Here is an 18,649-nt window from a genome sequence, read left to right on the forward strand (position 1 = left end):
GTCCATAGCCGCGTCCATAGCCGCGAGGAACTCCCGCCTCAACACCTCGCGCTCATCACCTGAAACCGACACGGTCGTCGCAACTCCCAAAAGGTTGGGTGTTGCGGCGACCGCTAGAAGCCGCCTCAACCGGGTGCGGGCGCTCACGGTCCCGTTCGTGTACAAGAACGTCATGCGGTTCAAGAAGCCGCACATATCGCTGCGGGACAGAGCGGACGGGTTGTTTCCGTGGTCGCCGGGCCGTTGCAGCCGCAAGCTTTCCGACAGCATCACCACATACTTGATGTCGTTCTGGACCGCCGACTTCGCGTTCGTGGAACGACGGACAGGCAGATCGTTGTAGGCCCAGATCTTGGTCGCTTCCCGCAGCCAGGGTTGGCTGATCTGCCCGAATCGCAGCGTCCCTCTGAACCCGAATACCGTGGCGTCCCAGTCATCTTTGACTCGCTCAGTTTCCGGGGTCCGCCGGGCGCGCCGGACTTCGGTGACGATGTTGGTCAGGACGATCTGCGCGGACTCTGCAAGCCCACCCGGTACCATCTCCTCGACCGAGTGGTGCCCGTTGGCCAGCACACGTGCGACCACCGGCCGCAACTGGTCCGGCATGGTCTTCGCGCCCCACGCCGTACGGCGTTCGAGCCCGAACAACAACTCTGCGACGACCCTGTCCGGGAGCCTGCGCAAGCTGCATTCGTTGAGCGAAGGGATCGCTGCTGCGGTACGCCGAAATCGTTGTTCATCCACCCCAACTCCACGATCCACGCCGCTGTCGGCAAGCATCCGATTCCAGTGCAATCTGTGGTTGGAGCAGTACGGCGAAGCCGAATCCCGATCACGCGTGCACGCCACCACTTCGCATGGCCCGAACGCCGCCAACGCGATGACACCCGGGTAAGTCAGGAACTTGGCCATCGAGACCTTCAACGTCTGCGTGCGCTGGTGGTGATGGGATCTGCACAGCAGTTCGTTACTCGAGGTCCACGGCCGCTGACAGCGTGGAAAAGCGCACCGCCCGCGCCCACTCGCCACCCACCGGCGTGGCGTTTTCGTGAACTCCGTCGCCGGAGGCTTACCGGCTGCCTTCCAACGCCGGACACACGCCGAGCACATGCCGTTGCGGTTCTTTGCTGCGACGCCGCAGCCGCTCACGATGCAGCCAGTACGTCCGAGGAGCGGGTGCCGCTGCGGAAAGTAGAGCACCCGACGATCCGCTGACCATCCCATCAGCTCCAGGAACTCCGGTCCGATCGACGCCCACAGCTGTGCGGCGATCGCAGCATCGTCGCTGGTGGTGGGGCCTGCTGTCAGTGAAGCCTGCGCCGCTGTCATCGCACGCCCTCCACCAGAACGCGGGGCGACGGAACCCGTTCAACCGCTGTCCGCAGCCGGTCCGGCGACGGATGCAGATACGGTCGCGACGACTCCGGGGATGCATGCCCGAGCAACCCCTAAATCTCATCCAGCAACGCCCCCGAATCGGCCAGGTTGCTGGCGAACCCGTGCCGGCACTGATGCGGGGAAATCGAGCGGGCCAGCTCCGCACGCCGACACAACGCCCTGAACAGCTCGTTGATCGCACCCAACGTCATCGGCGCACCCAACGGCGCTCGAAACAGGTTGACCAGCAGAAGATCACACTCCACCGCAGCAGGCTGCTCGGCCCGTTCGAGCAGATAGAGGTCGAGAGCGCGCACCACCAGAAAGTCGACTGGGACCGCCCGCGAATTACGCGATTTCGCCATGGCACCGTTCGGGTTCTCACGACGGATCACATGAAGGTGGGCACCCTGGACCGGACACTGGTGCACCGAGTTCTCCGGCAACAGGTGAAGGTCACTGCGACGCAGACCGATCAACTCGCCGCGCCGCAGCCCCGCCCGAGCCAGCAACAACACGATCAACCGGTCACGCGCCGACCRGCATGCCCGGAACAAGGCGACGATCTCCTCATCACTTGCACGATCCACGGCCGTCTCCGGTTCACGCAGGCTGTGCCGAGCCCGCAGTCGATACCGCAGCTGCGAACTCTCGCCGTGCGCCGCAACCGGCAGATCCCGAGTGTCGGAGAGCTCGTACAGCTGCTCCATCACCACCGGCGGCGCCTCCTTCGCCACCACCGCGAACGACAGGAATCCTCGGGTGGCCACAAACACCTTGTTGATCCGCGACGAACTCCGTACCGGCTCGGTGCCGGGCCCGAGGACCACTCGGCCACCATCTGCTCGTGTGTACTTCAACCAGACGATGAAGAGCCCGATATCCATTGCCGCCGATCGCCATTCACGCCCAGTTTGATCGCACCACCGCAGGAACAACGCCACGCTCTCGGCATAGGCCTTGGTCGTCGACTCAGCGCGATCCCTGCCGAACCGCAGCTCCCTCAGGTACCGGTCCGCGACCGGCTCCACGCCGTACTCGCCATCGATGACCGTCCAATACCCACCGCCTGATGGCATCCGAACCCTAAACGCCCGCACCAAATCTCTCCGTTCAGCCACATGATCAACAAGGCCCCACAGAGCTACACCCCCAAAAGAACGGTCGCAAGACACTTACGACGAGTCGCTGACACGACATCACGCCACAGTCTTCAAACCCCCAGAGAAAGCACAACGCCTCAGCTCCGCGCCCATCTTCACGGCAGCCAAGAGGCCTGGAGCGCGACAGCCCGCCAGCGCTGCTCATCCTCCGGAGTCTGTGACCGAGGCGAGGATGCCCGCCTGAGGCGATGCCACACCGGAGACCTGGACGGTGGTGCCTCGGACGAGACCACGGCGCGGAAGCAGCTCCGCGAGCGGGCTTGGAAAGGGCAGGGTGTGAAGCGTGATGGCTGAGCTCGTGGCGGGTTGGTCTGAGGGAGGTGGAGCATCGTTCTCAGGTGGATTGCACGTCAGCGCCGCGAGCGTCGGGCTCACCGGGCGAGCGGGTACATCGGCGGTGCGCCGACGCAGTAGTTCGGTCGTCGCAGCCTTCGACTGATATGGCTGCGGACAAACGGGGTGGTCTGCTCTTCGATCAGACCCGCTGACCCGTCACGACGACGGCCCGCCATGCCTGTCCTAATCGGTGGTACTCGCCGGTTCCTGCTTCTGCCCAACGCAGATGTTGGGTAGAGTGAGGGCATGGCCACCACAAAGAAGAAGTCCGCTGCTGAGCGGGTCCACGCGCCGGGCCGCTCGACGGTTCGACGTGCGACGTCGGGGCGCGTGGCTGCGGATGATCCATTGTCGGCTGAACGGGTGCGGTACCTGGCCGACGAGTTCGGTGGCGCGCAGCTTGCCGCTATCGTGGGCGTGAACCGCTCGCAGCCATCGCGGTGGGTCAAGGGGGAGGAGCGGCCGGGACCGGCAGCCGCGCCGCTGCTGATCGATCTTGAGCACGTCCTCGCGCGTGCCCGGCTCGTGTGGGGCGAGACCGCGGCCCGCACGTGGCTCGAGAGCGCGAACGTGTACCTCGAAGGCGGCCGGCCGATCGACGTGCTGCAAATCTTGGGGCCGGCACCGGTGCTGGAAGCGTTGGATGCGGAGACGTGGGGCGGGGCCGCCTGACTTGCTGGTCTACCGCGTCTTCCCATACCTGCCCTCTGCTACCCCCGGTCAGCCCGGACATCCCCTATACGAGCACCGCCCGCAGCGCGGCGGCCGCATCGACCACCCGAACTACCATGTCTGGTACGTCTCCCGACTCGCCGAGGCCGCCTGCGGGGAGACGTTCGGCAACCTCGTCCGCTGGGACTCCTCGATGCTTGAGTTCCCCCAGCTGCCTGGCGCACGCCGCGCTCTCGGGGTATTCGAGCTACCGGACGACCTGCGGATCCTCGACCTCGACGACCCGGCCCAGCTGGTGCGGTTGGGACTACGGCCGACGCAGGTCGTGACCCGGAACCTGTCTGTCACCCAGAGGTGGGGGCACCGGATCTGGTCCGAGACCGACCCACACACGCATGACCGGGCGTGGCAGGCGGTGTCGTGGTGGTCCTATCACCGTCCGATCTGGACCGTTCTGGCTTCCTGGCAGCGTCCCGATCTCGTGCGTGTGGAGCAGTTGGACCTGGACCATCCGGGGATCCTGGACGCTGCGAAAGCCCTTCATCGAGTGATCGTCTGACGCGGCTCATTGCCGCACGCAGTGCTGCCGCGAACGGCGCACTGGACGGATCGCGGCCGTCCGCTTGAGCTCCGGTTCGGCTCTGTCGTCGCCTGACCGTCGACGGCCCCTCGCTGTCGAATTCGCCAGAACGGCGTAGCCGCAGCGGTTCACGGGTATTGAACAGAGCGAGGACAGCTTCGTACGCGACAAGGTCCCCGAACCATTGCCCCGATTCTTGGGTGGTCAGAGTTTCCAGAGTCGTAGCAGTTCGGTTCGGAGGCTGGGGGAGACGATTCGGTGGTCGGTATGCAGTCTGGGATTGGGGTGACCGAGGTCGGCGAGTCGTGTTTCGGCTTCCGGCACGGGTAGCGGTTCCAGGTCGGTGCGGGTGCGTAGCAGGTAGGCGACTGCGTGGGGGCTGTGGGGGATCGAGATCGGGTCGGAGTCCACGACCGCGGGCGGGTGGATCCACGTGTTGTCGGCGGTGACCTGGAGGAGGGCATCGCCGCGTTCGAGTCGGCCGCGGACACTGCCGCCGGGTTTGTCGATGCGGAGCCACTCGAGCGGATAGTCCGCTGCCGGCCCGGCTGCGGTGAGGCTCGCGTGGGCCGACCATGCCAGTGTCTCGTCGGCTCCGGGCTGGTGGTCGGTGATGTGCCAGATGAACATCCGATCCACGGGGGTGGGCAGGAAGTCGTTCTCGGTGCGCGCCCGGCCTCCGATCCCCGCCAGTGGGACGGCCCGGCCGATCGACCAGATAGCTGCAGCGTTGGCGATGAATACTTCGTCGACAAGTGTGGTCTCGTCGATACCGTCGGTGAACGTGCGGGCGGCTATCACTGTTTCGGGGTCGTCGGTGATGATCACGGCTTCGTCGGCGATGGTGGAACTGTGTGAGGCGCTCGCGGATCCGACGATCGCGTGTTTGGGGGTGGTGATGACGTTGGCGTGCAGGTTCGGTGACGACAGCACCCGCACTCCCTTTTCGACGAAGTGCGCGAGGGCGGTGGGGGAGGTGGCATGTGCGCGTACTGCGGCGCGGGCGGCGTTGACGATCAGGAGATCACCGGTGTGGAGGGGGAGCAGGTCGGGGGCGTCGATGCCGAGGTAGGCGATCGCCGCGTGCCGGGGGCCTTGCCTTCGGAGCGTGGCGGTGATGTACGGCCAGGGGCTCGGCCCGTGGAACGTGGTCCCCATACAGGAAACGGTAGCCGTGCGCGGTCGCGAAGTCCGGGCTGCACATCGACTCCCGCGTGACCCCGATCGAGGACGGCCGGTTCGCCGTCGAGGTCGCCCGCATCGCATAGCGGGTGACTTCATTAGGGAAAACGGCACGTCCCCTCGCCCGTGAGCAAAGGGCGGTACCCGTGAGTGTTCCCCCTCGCCGGGTACCGCCCAGATCGCTCACGACCCCACCGCGCCGAAGCGTTTGGCGTTGCCCCGAACTTGCCGCCCGACCACCTCAGATGGTCGATCCCAACCGGCGGCCACTACCGAACCTACCCACGATCGGCGAGCCTGCAACCCGGACGAACAGGACTCTGACCTGCACGTGTTCCGGTTTCGGACCTGATGATGAGGGGCCGGCACCGTGGCCGCCGGCCGCAGTCGCGCACCCGACAGCACCCATGCCTGCACCAGCGGCGCCGCCAGAGCCTCCGCGGCCGTCGGCCAGCGCCGCACCACGCGCGGGCGGGCCGCACTTCCCGCAAACGGGCCAGCCGGTAAATACGGTGGGTGGGTTTGAACAAGCCATTGCCACAGAGGGGAAGTCTGTGATGTCAATGAAGAAGGTTCTCGGGGTGGTGGCTGCGGCCGCGGTCCTCGGCATCGGGTTCGCTCCGGCGAATGCTGCGCCGAGCGAGTCTGCGCCGGCCGCGCCAGACACGAGTGTGACGGCGATCGAAAACGCGATGGCGAAGGCCAATGATCCGAACTCGGGTCTGCTGGACAGGCTTTCGAACGAAGAGCGGGATCTGCTGAATTCGTCGAAGCTCAAGTCCGTGCTTCTCGACGCGAACACCGGTGCGGTGCTCAGCGTTGGTGAGGGCGACTTCGTGCCTGAGGGTGCAGCCGTTGCTGCCGAGTCGCGGTCTGTGGTCCCGGTCGAGTACTAAGGACCGCCGCCGCGGCCGTGCTTCAACGGCTCTCCCAATGTCCAGTTCGATGGGGCCGGTACCGATAACTTCCGAGGGTTCCGGTAAGAATCGGCACGCGGCCGGACACTACTTGGTATGGGCGAGAAACAGCCGGGATCACCGGCATTGGGGAACGCCGTGCGGTTCACGGCGTTGTGGGGCGACTATGTCGGGCGGGTGTCCGCGTACGCATGCCGACACGCGGATGGCCGCACCACGCAGGATGTGGCGTCCCAGGCGTTCCTGGTCGCTTGGCGGCGGTGGCTTTCGGCGGTCCCCGACTACCGAAACGAGGCGCATCCGATGACGAAGGACCTATTGAAGACCCTCGAGGCCATGCGGCCCGACACCGGAGCCGACGACCGGTGGCCACAACACCTACAGGACACCGAACGTGCCCGCATCATGGCGACTGACTCGGAGCCGACAGCTCCCGCGGTGCGGTCCAGGCGGGTTGGTGCGGTGGCTATCACCGCGGCACTGTTCGCGGTGGTCGGCATCGGTGCTGTGGGTCGACGCCGCGCATGTCACCGGCAGAACGATCAAGTGTCGGTGCGCAGCAACGCCTCGATGTCGCGTGAATCGCGGCGAAAACAACACCATCGAGGCTGACGCAACTACCGGATCGAGTTTCGTAGCCCCAATTCTCGATCAAGTGCGGAGCCGGTCATGATTTGTGGATCATGCTCGCGGTGCGGTGTTTGAAATCTTAAGTGCGCCAACAGTGAAAGCCTCGCATTGACCGAAAACCGACAAGCCGGTATGGTCCGGAGTGTCCTGTATCACACAGGGATTTTCATTTATCCGAGGGGGAAAGATGAAGAAGATCAAGGCGAAGATGGCGTTGGCCGGGGCGGCAGCGTCGCTCGCAGTGATGATCGCACCTGGCGCTGGCATCGCTTCAGCCGACGAGCAATGGCGGGTCGGCCCGGYCGAGGTCGGCATCTTCGACGACATCAACTACAACAAGTGGCTCGGAACGCGTACTCCGTTCTTCTGGCGGGAGAACGTGCAAACCCCGTCGAATGACCGTATGTCGTCGTGGATCAACCGCAGCGGCTACCGGAACTCCTGGTGGGAGCATAAGGACGGGGGCGGGTTCTGCCGACCGATGGTCCCCAATTACTGGGCGCCGTATGTGTGGGCAGACGAGAACGACAAGCTCACGTCTTGGGGCACCAACAACGACGTTCAGGGCTGCTGACGGTCGTTCCGATTGTGTCCGCCCCGATCTGTGGTGGTGTGTTGTGCGACCGCAGGTCGGGGCGGACACGGCGGTTCCTGGGTGGCCAGGCAATGTGAAGCGCATCTGCGGATGTCGTGTGCCGCGCGGTGAGGGCTTCGCGAACGCCCTTCGCGTCGTCGCGCTGGCAAGCCCGTTGGAGTTGCAGGCCGAAGCCAGGATTTTTGGCGTAGAAGAACTTTCGTCTGGGGGACCGCATTATTTCTGCATCCGTTTTCATCGCGCGCGGCCTTCTCCGATACAGGCCCCTTCTAGCCTCCTTCTCGTTGCTCGGACTGGCGGCGGCGATCGTGGCGACGATCGTCATGAGCCTGAATGCCCTGCAATTGTCTCCGCAGCAACAGACAGAATCGCTCGGAGGCACCGCGGATTTTGCGGCCAATCTGCCACCGGTGTTCCTCACCCCGGACTACCCGGTCGACACCGACCTGTTCGCGCGCATGGGCAGGGTGGAAACCGAGCTCACTGTCCCGTTGAGGAACGACGGAGTGCCTGTTCTCAACGAGCACGGCAGACCTGTCGCGATCCGAGAATCTGAATGGGACCCCAATCCGTACCCGGACGCGATCGAACTGACCGGTGGGCGCTTCCCGCAAGCCCCGGGCGAGTTGGCTGCTTCCGAGGCGCTGTCGACGGAACTGGGCATCGGGACGAAAGTTTCCCCGGCACTGTCTGATTCGAACGACGGCTGGGTTGTAGTCGGCACATACGTCAACAACTATCGGCAGGACACCCGGGAGATACTGGCGGGCGCCGGCACGATGAGGACTCTTCCGGATCGGTACTTCTCCCCGAGCCGGGACGCTGCATTCACCTCGACGCTCTTCTGGAACGGCGATGATCCGCGCCCGGTGTTGGATCAGATCCAAGCACAGCAGGAAGTCCTGGACGGATATCTCGGGAAGTTCAACTCGGCGCCGAGCCCGTTGTATTACGACCGCGACAATGTTCTGGCCAAGGACCGATATTCGGCTCACGACCGGAGCCTCGAGTACACCATCCCCGCAGTGGTTCTGCCCGTGGTGTTCTCGGTCTTCGCACTGGTGCTTCTGCTGGTGTGGCTGCGTCAGAGCGAGGCGGTATTCGAGAAGGCCGGTGTCCGTCGTCGCGCAGTGCTCGGCGGATTCCTCCTCGCCTGTGCTGCCGGCATCACGATCTTCGTGGTCGGTGGTGTCGTCGTCGGTGCGATCGTCGGCTACCTGATCCGCCCGGCGCTGTCGTCCTGGGTCCATCGACTGCTGTCCCCGGTGGTGTGGCCCTTCGGGGAGATTCCGCGACTGCTACTCCTCGCGGCCGTTGGCGTCGTCGTCGGCGCTCTCGCGTTCTACCCGAAGATCGCGGCTGGCACACGCACAGGACGAGCCCGCCGCTCGATCGTGCGCACGGTCCTGCCCTATCTCGGCGTGATCGCTGTGCTGGCCGGGTGCGTCGCAGCAGTATGGGTCTTGGTCAGCGGCTACCAGGCCGAGACACACGGGCCTGAGCAGTACGAGCGGTCCGGGCTCGCGATCATCTTCCTCACCGCATGCGCAGGCAGCCTGCTGCTCCTGCTCAGCCCCCTGCTCGTGAAGCGACTCGGGATGAGTGGACTGTTCGTCGGCAGGATCCTCGCGCAGGAGCGGATGCGAACGAGTTTCATCGTTCTCCTGCTGACCGTTGCTGTGGCAACTCCGCTCATGCTCTCGACCACGGCACCGCTGGTCAAGCAGCTGTCGAACGCCACACAGCTCGCGGAGATTCCGCCCGGATACGTGGAGATAAACGGTGGGATGGACAGCGGAAAGCCGATTCGGTCCGAGGACCGCTCCGACTTCGAGGCAAGCACCTCACTGCGAGATCCCATCGACGTCTACGGCATCGGGTACTCGAATCCTGACGCGCCCGACGACTCGGTATTCGTCACCATCGGCGCCCAACCGAAAATCGGCAGCCTGCGAGCCTTCCACAACGAAGGCGACGTCGAGACCTGGCTAGGCGCCACGCTCACCGATCCCCAACGAGCACTGCTGCGTGGCGGCGGCGTCCTGGGCGACTTCGTGACCGGCCGCGATACAGTCATCGGCACCACCACGATGACCGCACCACCCACATTCGAGGTCCTGCCAGCGCTGCCCGTCGCAATCCCGCGAGAGTTCGCCTTCGGCAGCAACATCCACGGACTAGTGCTGCTGCCGACCGCACTCGAACACAACTGGCCGATCAGCACTCCCCGCGGCCTGTACAGCGACCTCACCGACGAACAGACCACCAAGGCCGCCGACTACCGCGAGCAGAACGGGCGATTCATCGACCTGTCCATCATCATCAACAAGACACAGGACGTCATTCCCGTGCCGACATCACTCCAGTTGGCCGTCTGGCTGATGGGAATCCTGGTCGTCGTACTCTCACTATCGGTCAGCCGCGCCGTCATCACCCGATTGCGGCCGGTAGTACGCGCCCTGCACGCCGCCGGGATCCGTGAGAAATGGCTCCGCAACACCGCAGGCTTATATCTGCTGCCAATCCTACTGACATCGCTCGTATTCGGTGAATTCGCAGGCTATCTGAGCGTGTGGGTGATCACCACGTTCAACCAGGATGCCGTAACTGAGGCGGTAACCAACGTCCCGATCCCGTGGTCGATGTACTACATCGTCGCGGCGAGCTTCCTGGTCGGCGCGGCGGTCGCCTACCTCATGGTCGCCCGCGGATTGAAGCTCGGCAAAGTACGCAAGCAATCGGAGCAGCCCCAGCCCGTCACAACTCCCGAAGGAGCAGAAATTGTCAAGGTCTAGGACGTCCGCTCCCGTCGTCTCCTTGAAGTCCGTCATACGGAAGTACGTGTCAGGGGCCGAGGTGACCAAGGCCGTCAACGGCATTTCCCTCGACATCGGGTGTGGCGAGTTCGTCGCTCTCTACGGCGCCAGTGGCTCCGGCAAAACCACGCTGATCAACCTGATGGCGGGCCTCGACACCGCCGACTCCGGATCGGTGTTCGTGGCCGGCCACGACATCGGCTCCATGACCTCCGACGCCAGAGCACTCATGCGGCGCGAAGACATCGGGGTGGTCTTCCAAGACCACAACCTCATCGAAGAGTTCACGGCCGTCGAGAATGTCATCCTGCCGTCCGTATCGGGAGGAAAGCCCAGACGGACTATGGAACCGCTCGGCCGCAAGATGCTCGCCGACGTGGGTCTCCAAGGGCTCGAGAAGAGGTTCCCGCGGCAACTCTCCGGAGGACAACGCCAACGGGTCGGCGTCGCGCGGGCTCTGCTCGGTGACCGGCAGGTGCTGCTCGCCGACGAGCCGACCGGCGCGCTGGACCGACAGAACTCCATCGCGTTGTTCGAACTACTGCGTGCTCAGGCGCAGTCGGGCGTGACTGTTGTCGTCGCAACTCACGACCCCCTGGCCCGGGACTACGCTGACACAGTTCTCGAAATCGTCGACGGCCGAATCGATTCGGTTGACGTCGCCGTGTAACTCACGAGACCGGCCACCTGCGTAGCCGGCGTCCCGCCGGAAGAAAGATGCTGAACATGATGAAGACGCTCCGAATCAAGCCTGCGATCGCCGCCGGGACGCTGCTGGTGGCCGTGTCCGCTGGGCTGGTCGCATGTTCCGATGTTCAGGGCAGCGAGACGACCACGTCGTCGATCCAGAGTCCGCCCAGGGAAGCAGAGGCGCCGACCAAGGAGGTGGTGGGGGATGTGCTCGCAGCCGTGCTCGAACCAACAACATCGCCCACAGATAAGCAGGCGAATGTCGTTGGTGACCCGAGCGGCCGCGATGAATCCGTAGCGCTTCTCTCCGAGACGATCTCTGCGAAGTCGCTCGCCCCGATTGAAACGTCCGTTGTCGGGATGATGATCGAAAATGATGCCGGAACCCGATGGTCGGCCAACGTCATGTTCCTCAGCCAGAACCCTGGCTTCCCGCCGCGCGGCACCCCGATCACAGTGAGACTCGGACAGACCCAGAGCGGATGGGGTGTCGAACTGGACTCGATTCGCAGCATGCAGCAGCGATTCGAACAAATCGCGGCCTAGCTTGCCGCCACGCAGACACGAGATTTCGGACCGTCACCCGCGGCCTTTGCGCGGCCAGCAATTGTCTCGTGCGACCGTAAACGGGTGACCGATGCCAACGCGGACTCTGGGACACGACTCGTAGACGACGTCGTATGGTGCGCCTACCGAGGTGCTGTGACCAGCGAAGATGACACGTCCCCCATCGTGACGCCCGCACCGGCCGGCGGCTGCGCGCGGTGCGGGCGCCACACGGCGGTGATGACCCCGGTCGGTCAGGTTGTCTCGAAGCGCTTCACTGGCTCCAGTTCCTGGACCAACCGCGACGGCCGCACACTGTGCGCGGCCTGCGCCTGGGCGTACCGCACCCCGGCCCTGCGCTCAGCCGCCCACGTTGTCACCCGCGACTCGGACACGATGACCGTGCTCACCACACCCGCCCGCCCGCCTGCGCGAGGTCCTCGTGGGCCAGCTCGACGCCGACGCCCAGTGGGGGAGATTGACCGTCGACGACCTCGCGATCGACTGGACCGCCGCCGACCGTGAACGCCTCGAGGTGATGGCCGGCCTCCGCGACCGACGCTTCAGCGAAACCGCCCTCGCCGAATACGGCGTTGGGTCAACCGGATCGCCAGCTCAGCAGAGTGGAAGTCGCGGCTGAGTCGGTTCAGCTTCGACGCCACCTCTGCTGGCCGCTCCGGACCTGCATGAACTCCTCCATTTCGGTCTCACCCACTTCGGCGAACTCGGCGCCAGCCTGCGGTACGAGCGGTGCCCGCAGTTCCCTTGTTGGCCGCTGGGCCGTCCCGACGCAGTACGTGGTCGATCCCGATCTGGATGGCCGCTGGATCTCCGAGGCCCTTCGGTGTATCAGCCGCGTACTCTACGTGTATGAACGCGCGAGACGAGACTGACGCTGCGAGCAGTCGACCGCCCGGGATCGTTAGTCTTTTCTTTACGGTTAGCTCGATTGCGATCCTTTTTTCACTGAACTACGAATGGGTCCCTTTCGAAAGCGCAACGGGACCCGATAAGCTCCTATATGGATCGGTAGCAGCCCTAACCCTCGCCATCTCGCTTTCTCTATGGGCTATTCGCACACTCTACTTTTCGGGCCGAGACAGGAAATGGTCCTGGCGAGTTGCTGCTACTCCTGCAGTCGTGATTTCCGCGGCAGCTGTAGCGCTACTGAATTCTCCTCTCAATTCGTAGAAGACGGCCCGAAATTATTAGAATGATACCGAATGAGCCCTGGAAATCATCTATTTCGATAAGAGTCACCGAGGGTTGGGGCGCTTTGCGTTGCGCCCAAAGTTAAACCGATTCGTCGTGCAATGAATGGTCTCGCTCAACGTCCAAGTTTGGCACCGGATCCGAAGGTGTAGGGTTAATAAATGGATGGAGAGCTGCCGTAAACTACCAAGATGGTGTACGCCAGAGCGAATATGATCGTGCCGAACAGAATGGAAGCCGCGAAGGCTATAAGGTTCTGTCTTATTGATATAATAATGCAAATCGTCAAAGAGATTGCAATCGGGACTACGAGAACGTCTACAGTCCAATTGGAAAAGGCTGGAGTAATCCGCTGAACTGCGGTCCATAGTCCGGCACCCAGTGTTAGACCAACGATTATTTGCAGCGACTTATTCCAGGCTGAAGGGCCCCGGGATGGGTCGTTCATTTTCTCCACTCTCCGCACTGTCTCTTCATGAGTCTCCTTTTTGCTGTCGTGGTAAACCGTGCGGCCCAGGGGTACACCCCTGGGCCGCACTCCCGTGTCCCGGCTGTGTCCTGGTTACATTGGGTGTAGCAGGGCGATTAGACTGTTGTGGTTCGGATTCGAGAGATCGATCGTCGATGGATCAACGATCGGTGCATTCTTGGCGTACTGGATGCATGTTGACCCGATATTGTCCGGATCTCCCTCATTTCTCAGCCCGACATGGACGCCTGTTTCGTTGTTGAACCGGTCCATGAGTTCGCCATTGAGTTTATATCCAGGCTTTGCCCTCCCGTCCAACTCATGTGCACCCGCCATCTGTCGGGCGAAATCAGAATTCGCGCCCTCGGTCATGTATCCATTCCACATGCAGTGGCGAGCGGCATCGACCCGATTGTCTTCAGTCGCAGGTCGCCATTGAGTTTTTCCTGGCAGCGGCGGGATGAGATTGTGGGTGTCTGGAAATGCTTCAACAGAGAGATCGTACGCGGGGCCACGAGCATTTCGGACGCGCGCGCAATCGTAGGGATTCTGCTCGCATACCTGGCGCTGTTGGATGCCTGTATTCCACCATTCGTCGAGTACGTTCCCGCCACCCGCAATCGAGACTGCTTCGGTTGGATATGTACCGCCGCTCCCGAACTGCAGTGACATGCGATTTCCGTTAAGGCTGGTTTGCACTGGAACCAGCTGGCCGTTCGCATCGAACCCGAACGGAAGCCCGACCCCTGCTACAAGATCGCCTGTTGGGGAGAGGACGTTAATTCTCGTTCCATTTGATTGAAGGCTGTACCCGGCAGGAAGGCCAAAGAGTGCTTCGAATGAGCTCGGAGATTGGGCATTTGTGCGAGTGTATGACAGTTCAAAGGATCCGTCATTCGATGCCTTCCTGAATCTCACGCTGAATCCTGGACCATTGAGTGCGATACCGTCAGTAACAATCGCCGGCTGCAGGGCTCCAGATGATGGGATACCGAGGGAAAGGGAGAGATTGGGTGCAATCGGAATATGGAATCCCGAGCTATAGATTCGGCCGTTTTGGAATTGCTGCTCATCGACTCCGCTGCTAGAACTCAATTGCCCAGCAATCGGGTAGCCCCAACTGCTCGTCTCGTATCCCGCGGACGCCCACTGAGAAAAAATTGCGCCAATTACTGGGTGGGCCCCAGTTGCAGGGGACCAGTAAATGACTCCGCGTTCGAAGCGGTTCATACGCCCGGCGCCGTCGGGGAGAGTCTTCTCGTCGGACGTGGGGTACCCGAGAAGGCTGCCGGGGGTTTGGGCGCCGAGGGTGTTCCATTTGTCGCGGATCAGTCCGTTGATAACGCTGAGGCCAGGAGCGGGCACTGCGGAGTTCCAGTAGATGGCGGCGTTGGCGTGTTGGAACTCTTGGCGGCTTCCGATGTTGTCGCCGTTGGGGATTTCGTCGGTTTTCGGGTAGCCCATCCAGCCGGCTTCCCATTGGTGCTGGGCCCACTTGGTCATGAACAGTGGTGTGACCGGGTGGGCGCCGGTGGCGGCGGACCAGTAGATGGATCCGTGTAGGAACTCGCTGCGGTAGCCGGTTGCTCCGGGGTTCTGGTACTCGGGTGAGGTCGGAAGGCCTAGGAAGCTGCCCGGTCCGCCCATGGCGTTGTACTTGTTGCGGATCTCGCCGCACACTGCGTGTGGCGACGGGACGTAGAACTGGCAGTTGGAGTTGGCGACCATGGCCATCCGCTCGGACAGCTCGGCGTCTTCCTCGCTGATGCCTTCCGGGAGAGCTTCGCGCTGTGCTCGTGCGGCCATTCCTGCAGGGAGTTCCGGCAGCTGGTCTGCGGGCACCGTCAACGCGTGCTGCTGGGCCCGAACGAGCTCCTGGCCGCTCAGTTTCGCTTTCCCCGGCTCGCGTTCTGGCATCTCGACATCCACCGCGGCAGAGGGCGGCGCTGTTGTAACCGTGCCGATGCGGTCCGCTTCGCCGCGCCGTGTGGAGGGTTTCTGTGTAGGTTCGGCTGTCTCGTCCTGCCCGGCAGGCGCTTGTGTGTCCGCGGGTCCGCTTGCGCCTGCGTCAGTTGCGCCTGGCTCTGCTGGCGCGGTCGTGGTGGTGACCGGGGTTTGCCCGACCTCGCTGTCAGGTGTGGCAAGAGCGCCACCTGCACCGCTCACCGTGAGTGTCGCGGCGATCGCCAGCACGCCGAACGCCCGTGCCGAACCTTTCAAATATCTACGAGGCCCTTCAAGACCGCGTAGGGATGATCTGCTCACTTCCCCTCCTACTTCCTGTGAAGCTCCTGTGAACTTGCTGGGAGCTGCAGGAATCATGTCGTATGAAACCGGTCGTTCGACCAATTCGGGTGGCGATGCCAAGTCTCGCTTTGGTTACAAAACGGACTTATCGGTTGGTGCTGTCGGCGTCGACTTCCGCCAGGTGGTCTGGCACTCGGCCCGCCACCACCGTTGACTGCAAACCAGCTGGGTGACCGTCGGCGACCTCGTGATCGCCTGGGCCGACGCCGACCGCGGCCGCCTGACCGTGATGGCGCGCCTTCGCGTCCACGGCTTCAGCGAGGCCACCCCCGCTGAGCCCGCGCCGGACTACCGCACCCTCACCCAGCTCGCCTCCGAGATATGGTCGGCCACCTTCGACGATTGGGCAGCCCTCCACCCTTGGCGGATCGCGCCGCCGTGGTGGCAACTCGCCGTACGTGCACCCCGATAGGGACATCGCATACCGACTACTAGGTTTGTCGAATGCGGCATTCAGGGCAGAACCGAAGCGGCTGGGCGTCATCCGAACTGTTCTTCCGCAGCCGTGCAGGCGCCGCTGTTGCGGTCGCGGCGCTGGCTATCTCGGCCGGCCTGACCGTCAGCTTCCTCGTCGGGAACACCTACATCGACCTGCTCGTCTACCGCATGGGCGCGAGGGTGCTGCTCGACGGCGGAGACATGTACGGCGCGTTGCCGCCCGTGGTCGGCGATTTCGGGCTGCCGTTCACGTACCCGCCGCTCGCGGCAATGTTGTTCGTCCCGCTGGCGGTCATTCCCCTCGGGCTCGGCAAGCTCGTGTTCACCCTCGTGTCTGTCGCCGCGCTGGCGATGACATTGCGCCTGGTCCTCGGCCGGATGCGACCGCAACTGGGCGCGCGGGCCTCGTGGACCGTGACAGCCCTCGCCGTCGCCGTGGCGCTGCAACTCGAGCCCGTTCGCGAAACCATCAGCTTCGGGCAGATCAACATGGTCCTGATGGCGTTGGTCGCCCTCGATGTGCTGACGGAGAAGCCGAAATGGCCGCGCGGGCTACTGATCGGGCTCGCGGCCGCGATCAAACTGACCCCCATCGCCTTCCTGCTGCTGTTCCTGCTCAAACGCGATTGGCGGACCAGTGGCCGCATCGTCGTCGCGGCCCTCGGATTCACCGCGCTGGCTTTCGCCGTGATGCCCGAGGCGTCCACGAAATACTGGTCGCAGACCCTCCCGGATACGGGCCGGATCGGTCCGGCTTACTTCGCCAACAACGAGTCCTTCAAGGCGGTCATCTCGCGATTCGGGCCGCCCGAGCACATCGGGTCGGTGCTGTGGCTGGTCGCGGTCGCGGCCATGCTCGCCGTGGCGGTAATCGCGATCCGGCGGGCTCTCGACCACGACGATCTCGTACCGGCCTTGCTCGCGAATGCGGCGGCGGTCCTGTTGGCATCGCCGGTGTCGTGGTCGCATCACTGGGTGTGGGCAGCCCCCGCACTGCTGGCACTGGCACTCGGGGTCGTGCGGGCACCCAGTGGATGGAATACCGTCGCCGCCACCGGTATCGGTGCACTCTTCCTGATCGGCCCGCAACACCTGTTGCCGACGGCCGGGGATCGCGAGCTCGACTGGGCCCTGAACACCTGTTGCCGACGGCCGGGGATCGCGAGCTCGACTGGGCCCTGTGGCAGCACGGATTCGGCACTCTCTACGTGACGGTCGGGTTCGGGTTCTTGGTGTGGCTTGCCTTCGGGGCCTATCGGGAAAGGTCGACAGTCGACGCTCTCAACGGTCGACCTGTCGCAGCTGCTGCTGATCAGTCACGACAATCACCAGTGGCGTAATGCCCTAGCACGCGGACAGGCGGTCCGGGGCTCAGTCGGCGGCTGTGGCAAGTACCGTAGCGACAGCCTTGTGGAGGTCGTTCCATTCTGCTGCACCTTCTCAGTGTTGAGCGGCCGGCGTCGGTGAGAGTGATGTGGATGCGCGGCGGGCCGCGAGGTGAGGATTCTGGACGTTCGGAGATGTGTCCGGCGGTCTTCACGCGGGCGAGCAGCGTGTGTCGTGCCGTTCGAGATGTCGGGTGCCGCGCTCGGCGAGCTGGGGGTGGTAGCTCGTACCCGTGCAACGGTGCCTCGGTCAGCGTGCCAGCACACACAGGTCGAGTACCCCGCGCAGAGCGATCGTGCGGCGACTGGTCACAGTCACATCTGGTCGTCCGTCGTGGTGGGATCTGCGATCGGCGGCAGGCTGGGTTCGTCGGTGACGAGGGTCGAGTCGCCCCAGAAGCGCGTTTGGAGGCGCGCGATGCGGCGTGCGGGCCGCGCGCGGGGGATAGCGGATTCGGAGACGGGGTCGCCGGACATTCGGCGCAGGAAGGTCAGGATCGGTCGTGGCCCACCGTGACGCAGCGCGTAGTCGTCGGCGTCGGTCTCTGCCCGCCAGTGGGCGCGGGCCAGCGCCGCGCTGTGGAGCAGCCCCAACGCCGCCAGGACTGCGATGGACATCAGCAGCGGCGGGGTGGGATGGTCTCGGGCGGGGTCGTCTCGAAACGCCGTGATGGCCGCGAACGCGAGGGCGGCTGCTGCGAGTGTCCACCCGAACCACCGCAGGATCTTCGCCTGGGCGCGGCGGGCGCGGTGTCCGAGCGCGTGCAGGAGCATGCCGTCGACCGCGGCGACGTCGAAGACATCCTCCTCGCTCGGGGTGTAGTGCATGCGGACGGTGTCGGTGCTGCTGTCGTAGACCGCTGGGCAGAGGCAGGGGCCGCCGGTGTCGACATCGAGGATGTGGGCCGTGGGTGTGCCTTTCTGGCCGGTGAGTGTGCAGAGGAATGCGAGCCTCGCCGCCAACCATTGCTCGGCCGCGTCGGTGTCTCCGAACGGCCCGATGGAACCATCACAGTTCGCGGTGACCCGCTGCATGTGCCCCCCTTTGTTCTTTCATTCGGTTGTGCGTCCCCGCGGTTCTACCTACGTGCTCGGCGGGCCGTCGACCGGTCCCGGGGTTCCCCCGGCCGCCGGTCGGTGGAACGGTCCGGCTCTCGCGTCCGAGCCTGTGACGGCCGGCGGGCGCCCCGCCCGGGATCGGTGGGCGTCCGTGGGGCGCGGGCACGTCGAGCGGGCCGCGCCTTCGGCGGTTCGACGGGGCGACCGAACACGGTTCGCATCCAGCGGCTACCGCCGCCGTTCAGGGAGACGAGTGCTTCCGGTTCGCGCAGCGC

The 18,649-nt window shown here is 64.1% G+C and carries 15 protein-coding genes and 1 pseudogene; 11 read left to right on the forward strand and 5 right to left on the reverse strand.

The window, feature by feature from the left end:
* Both AB4Z09_RS26960 and AB4Z09_RS26965 read right to left on the reverse strand, forming a co-directional pair.
* Positions 1-1,329 (reverse strand): annotated as a pseudogene (locus AB4Z09_RS26960) (hypothetical protein); the annotation flags it as partial.
* 119 nt (positions 1,330-1,448) lie between these two features.
* A complete protein-coding gene (locus AB4Z09_RS26965; RefSeq protein WP_442241138.1) occupies positions 1,449-2,552 on the reverse strand; it encodes a tyrosine-type recombinase/integrase in 1,104 nt (367 codons plus the stop codon).
* Between the two features lie 570 nt (positions 2,553-3,122).
* Here AB4Z09_RS26965 and AB4Z09_RS26970 point away from each other — a divergent pair.
* Positions 3,123-3,548: an antitoxin Xre/MbcA/ParS toxin-binding domain-containing protein gene (locus AB4Z09_RS26970; RefSeq protein ID WP_442241139.1), complete on the forward strand. Its 426-nt coding sequence runs from the start codon at positions 3,123-3,125 to the stop codon at positions 3,546-3,548.
* Between the two features lies 1 nt (position 3,549).
* Complete coding sequence (locus AB4Z09_RS26975) at positions 3,550-4,107, forward strand: RES domain-containing protein (protein ID WP_442241140.1); 558 nt, start codon at positions 3,550-3,552, stop codon at positions 4,105-4,107.
* A 225-nt stretch (positions 4,108-4,332) separates the two neighbouring features.
* Here the strand turns inward: AB4Z09_RS26975 and AB4Z09_RS26980 are convergent, their stop codons facing one another.
* Positions 4,333-5,286: a phosphatidylserine/phosphatidylglycerophosphate/cardiolipin synthase family protein gene (locus AB4Z09_RS26980; RefSeq protein WP_442241141.1), complete on the reverse strand. Its 954-nt coding sequence runs from the start codon at positions 5,284-5,286 to the stop codon at positions 4,333-4,335.
* 536 nt (positions 5,287-5,822) lie between these two features.
* Between AB4Z09_RS26980 and AB4Z09_RS26985 the strand changes: the two genes are divergently transcribed.
* The 7 genes from AB4Z09_RS26985 to AB4Z09_RS27015 all read left to right on the forward strand — a co-directional run bounded on the left by AB4Z09_RS26985 (position 5,823) and on the right by AB4Z09_RS27015 (position 12,144).
* Positions 5,823-6,206 (forward strand): hypothetical protein, encoded by a 384-nt coding sequence (locus AB4Z09_RS26985; RefSeq protein ID WP_442241142.1) that lies wholly within the window; start codon positions 5,823-5,825, stop codon positions 6,204-6,206.
* A gap of 117 nt (positions 6,207-6,323) precedes the next feature.
* Positions 6,324-6,839, forward strand: coding sequence for a hypothetical protein (locus AB4Z09_RS26990; RefSeq protein WP_442241143.1), 516 nt, complete (start codon positions 6,324-6,326; stop codon positions 6,837-6,839).
* A gap of 205 nt (positions 6,840-7,044) precedes the next feature.
* Positions 7,045-7,431 (forward strand): hypothetical protein, encoded by a 387-nt coding sequence (locus tag AB4Z09_RS26995; protein ID WP_442241144.1) that lies wholly within the window; start codon positions 7,045-7,047, stop codon positions 7,429-7,431.
* A 305-nt stretch (positions 7,432-7,736) separates the two neighbouring features.
* A complete protein-coding gene (locus AB4Z09_RS27000) occupies positions 7,737-10,247 on the forward strand; it encodes a hypothetical protein (RefSeq protein WP_442241145.1) in 2,511 nt (836 codons plus the stop codon).
* 46 nt (positions 10,248-10,293) lie between these two features.
* Positions 10,294-10,938 (forward strand): ABC transporter ATP-binding protein, encoded by a 645-nt coding sequence (locus tag AB4Z09_RS27005; RefSeq protein ID WP_442241146.1) that lies wholly within the window; start codon positions 10,294-10,296, stop codon positions 10,936-10,938.
* A 47-nt stretch (positions 10,939-10,985) separates the two neighbouring features.
* Positions 10,986-11,504 carry a hypothetical protein gene (locus tag AB4Z09_RS27010; protein ID WP_442241147.1) on the forward strand — a complete coding sequence of 173 codons (519 nt, stop codon included), beginning with the start codon at positions 10,986-10,988 and terminating at the stop codon, positions 11,502-11,504.
* Positions 11,505-11,946: 442 nt separating this feature from the next.
* On the forward strand, positions 11,947-12,144 hold the full coding sequence (locus tag AB4Z09_RS27015; protein WP_442241148.1) for a hypothetical protein: 198 nt from the start codon (positions 11,947-11,949) through the stop codon (positions 12,142-12,144).
* Between the two features lie 1,134 nt (positions 12,145-13,278).
* Here the strand turns inward: AB4Z09_RS27015 and AB4Z09_RS27020 are convergent.
* A complete protein-coding gene (locus AB4Z09_RS27020) occupies positions 13,279-15,450 on the reverse strand; it encodes a DUF6973 domain-containing protein (protein WP_442241149.1) in 2,172 nt (723 codons plus the stop codon).
* A 229-nt stretch (positions 15,451-15,679) separates the two neighbouring features.
* Here AB4Z09_RS27020 and AB4Z09_RS27025 point away from each other — a divergent pair, with 229 nt between their 5' ends.
* Positions 15,680-15,904 (forward strand): hypothetical protein, encoded by a 225-nt coding sequence (locus AB4Z09_RS27025; protein ID WP_442241150.1) that lies wholly within the window; start codon positions 15,680-15,682, stop codon positions 15,902-15,904.
* A 32-nt stretch (positions 15,905-15,936) separates the two neighbouring features.
* Positions 15,937-17,142, forward strand: coding sequence for a glycosyltransferase 87 family protein (locus AB4Z09_RS27030; protein ID WP_442241151.1), 1,206 nt, complete (start codon positions 15,937-15,939; stop codon positions 17,140-17,142).
* A gap of 488 nt (positions 17,143-17,630) precedes the next feature.
* Here the strand turns inward: AB4Z09_RS27030 and AB4Z09_RS27035 are convergent, their stop codons facing one another.
* A complete protein-coding gene (locus AB4Z09_RS27035; RefSeq protein ID WP_442241152.1) occupies positions 17,631-18,350 on the reverse strand; it encodes a hypothetical protein in 720 nt (239 codons plus the stop codon).
* Positions 18,351-18,649: the final 299 nt, after the last annotated feature.

This window comes from Rhodococcus sp. TAF43 (genome assembly GCF_052113525.1).
Lineage (GTDB): Bacteria > Actinomycetota > Actinomycetes > Mycobacteriales > Mycobacteriaceae > Prescottella.

What these genes read in the sequence shown, in the direction of transcription:
- AB4Z09_RS27010 (WP_442241147.1), top strand. Translation starts at nt 10,986, where the DNA reads ATGCTGAACATGATGAAGACGCTCCGAATCAAGCCTGCGATCGCCGCC.
- AB4Z09_RS26990 (WP_442241143.1), top strand. Translation starts at nt 6,324, where the DNA reads ATGGGCGAGAAACAGCCGGGATCACCGGCATTGGGGAACGCCGTGCGG.
- AB4Z09_RS27030 (WP_442241151.1), top strand. Translation starts at nt 15,937, where the DNA reads ATGCGGCATTCAGGGCAGAACCGAAGCGGCTGGGCGTCATCCGAACTG.
- AB4Z09_RS26970 (WP_442241139.1), top strand. Translation starts at nt 3,123, where the DNA reads ATGGCCACCACAAAGAAGAAGTCCGCTGCTGAGCGGGTCCACGCGCCG.
- AB4Z09_RS26980 (WP_442241141.1), bottom strand. Translation starts at nt 5,286, where the DNA reads ATGGGGACCACGTTCCACGGGCCGAGCCCCTGGCCGTACATCACCGCC.
- AB4Z09_RS27035 (WP_442241152.1), bottom strand. Translation starts at nt 18,350, where the DNA reads ATGCAGCGGGTCACCGCGAACTGTGATGGTTCCATCGGGCCGTTCGGA.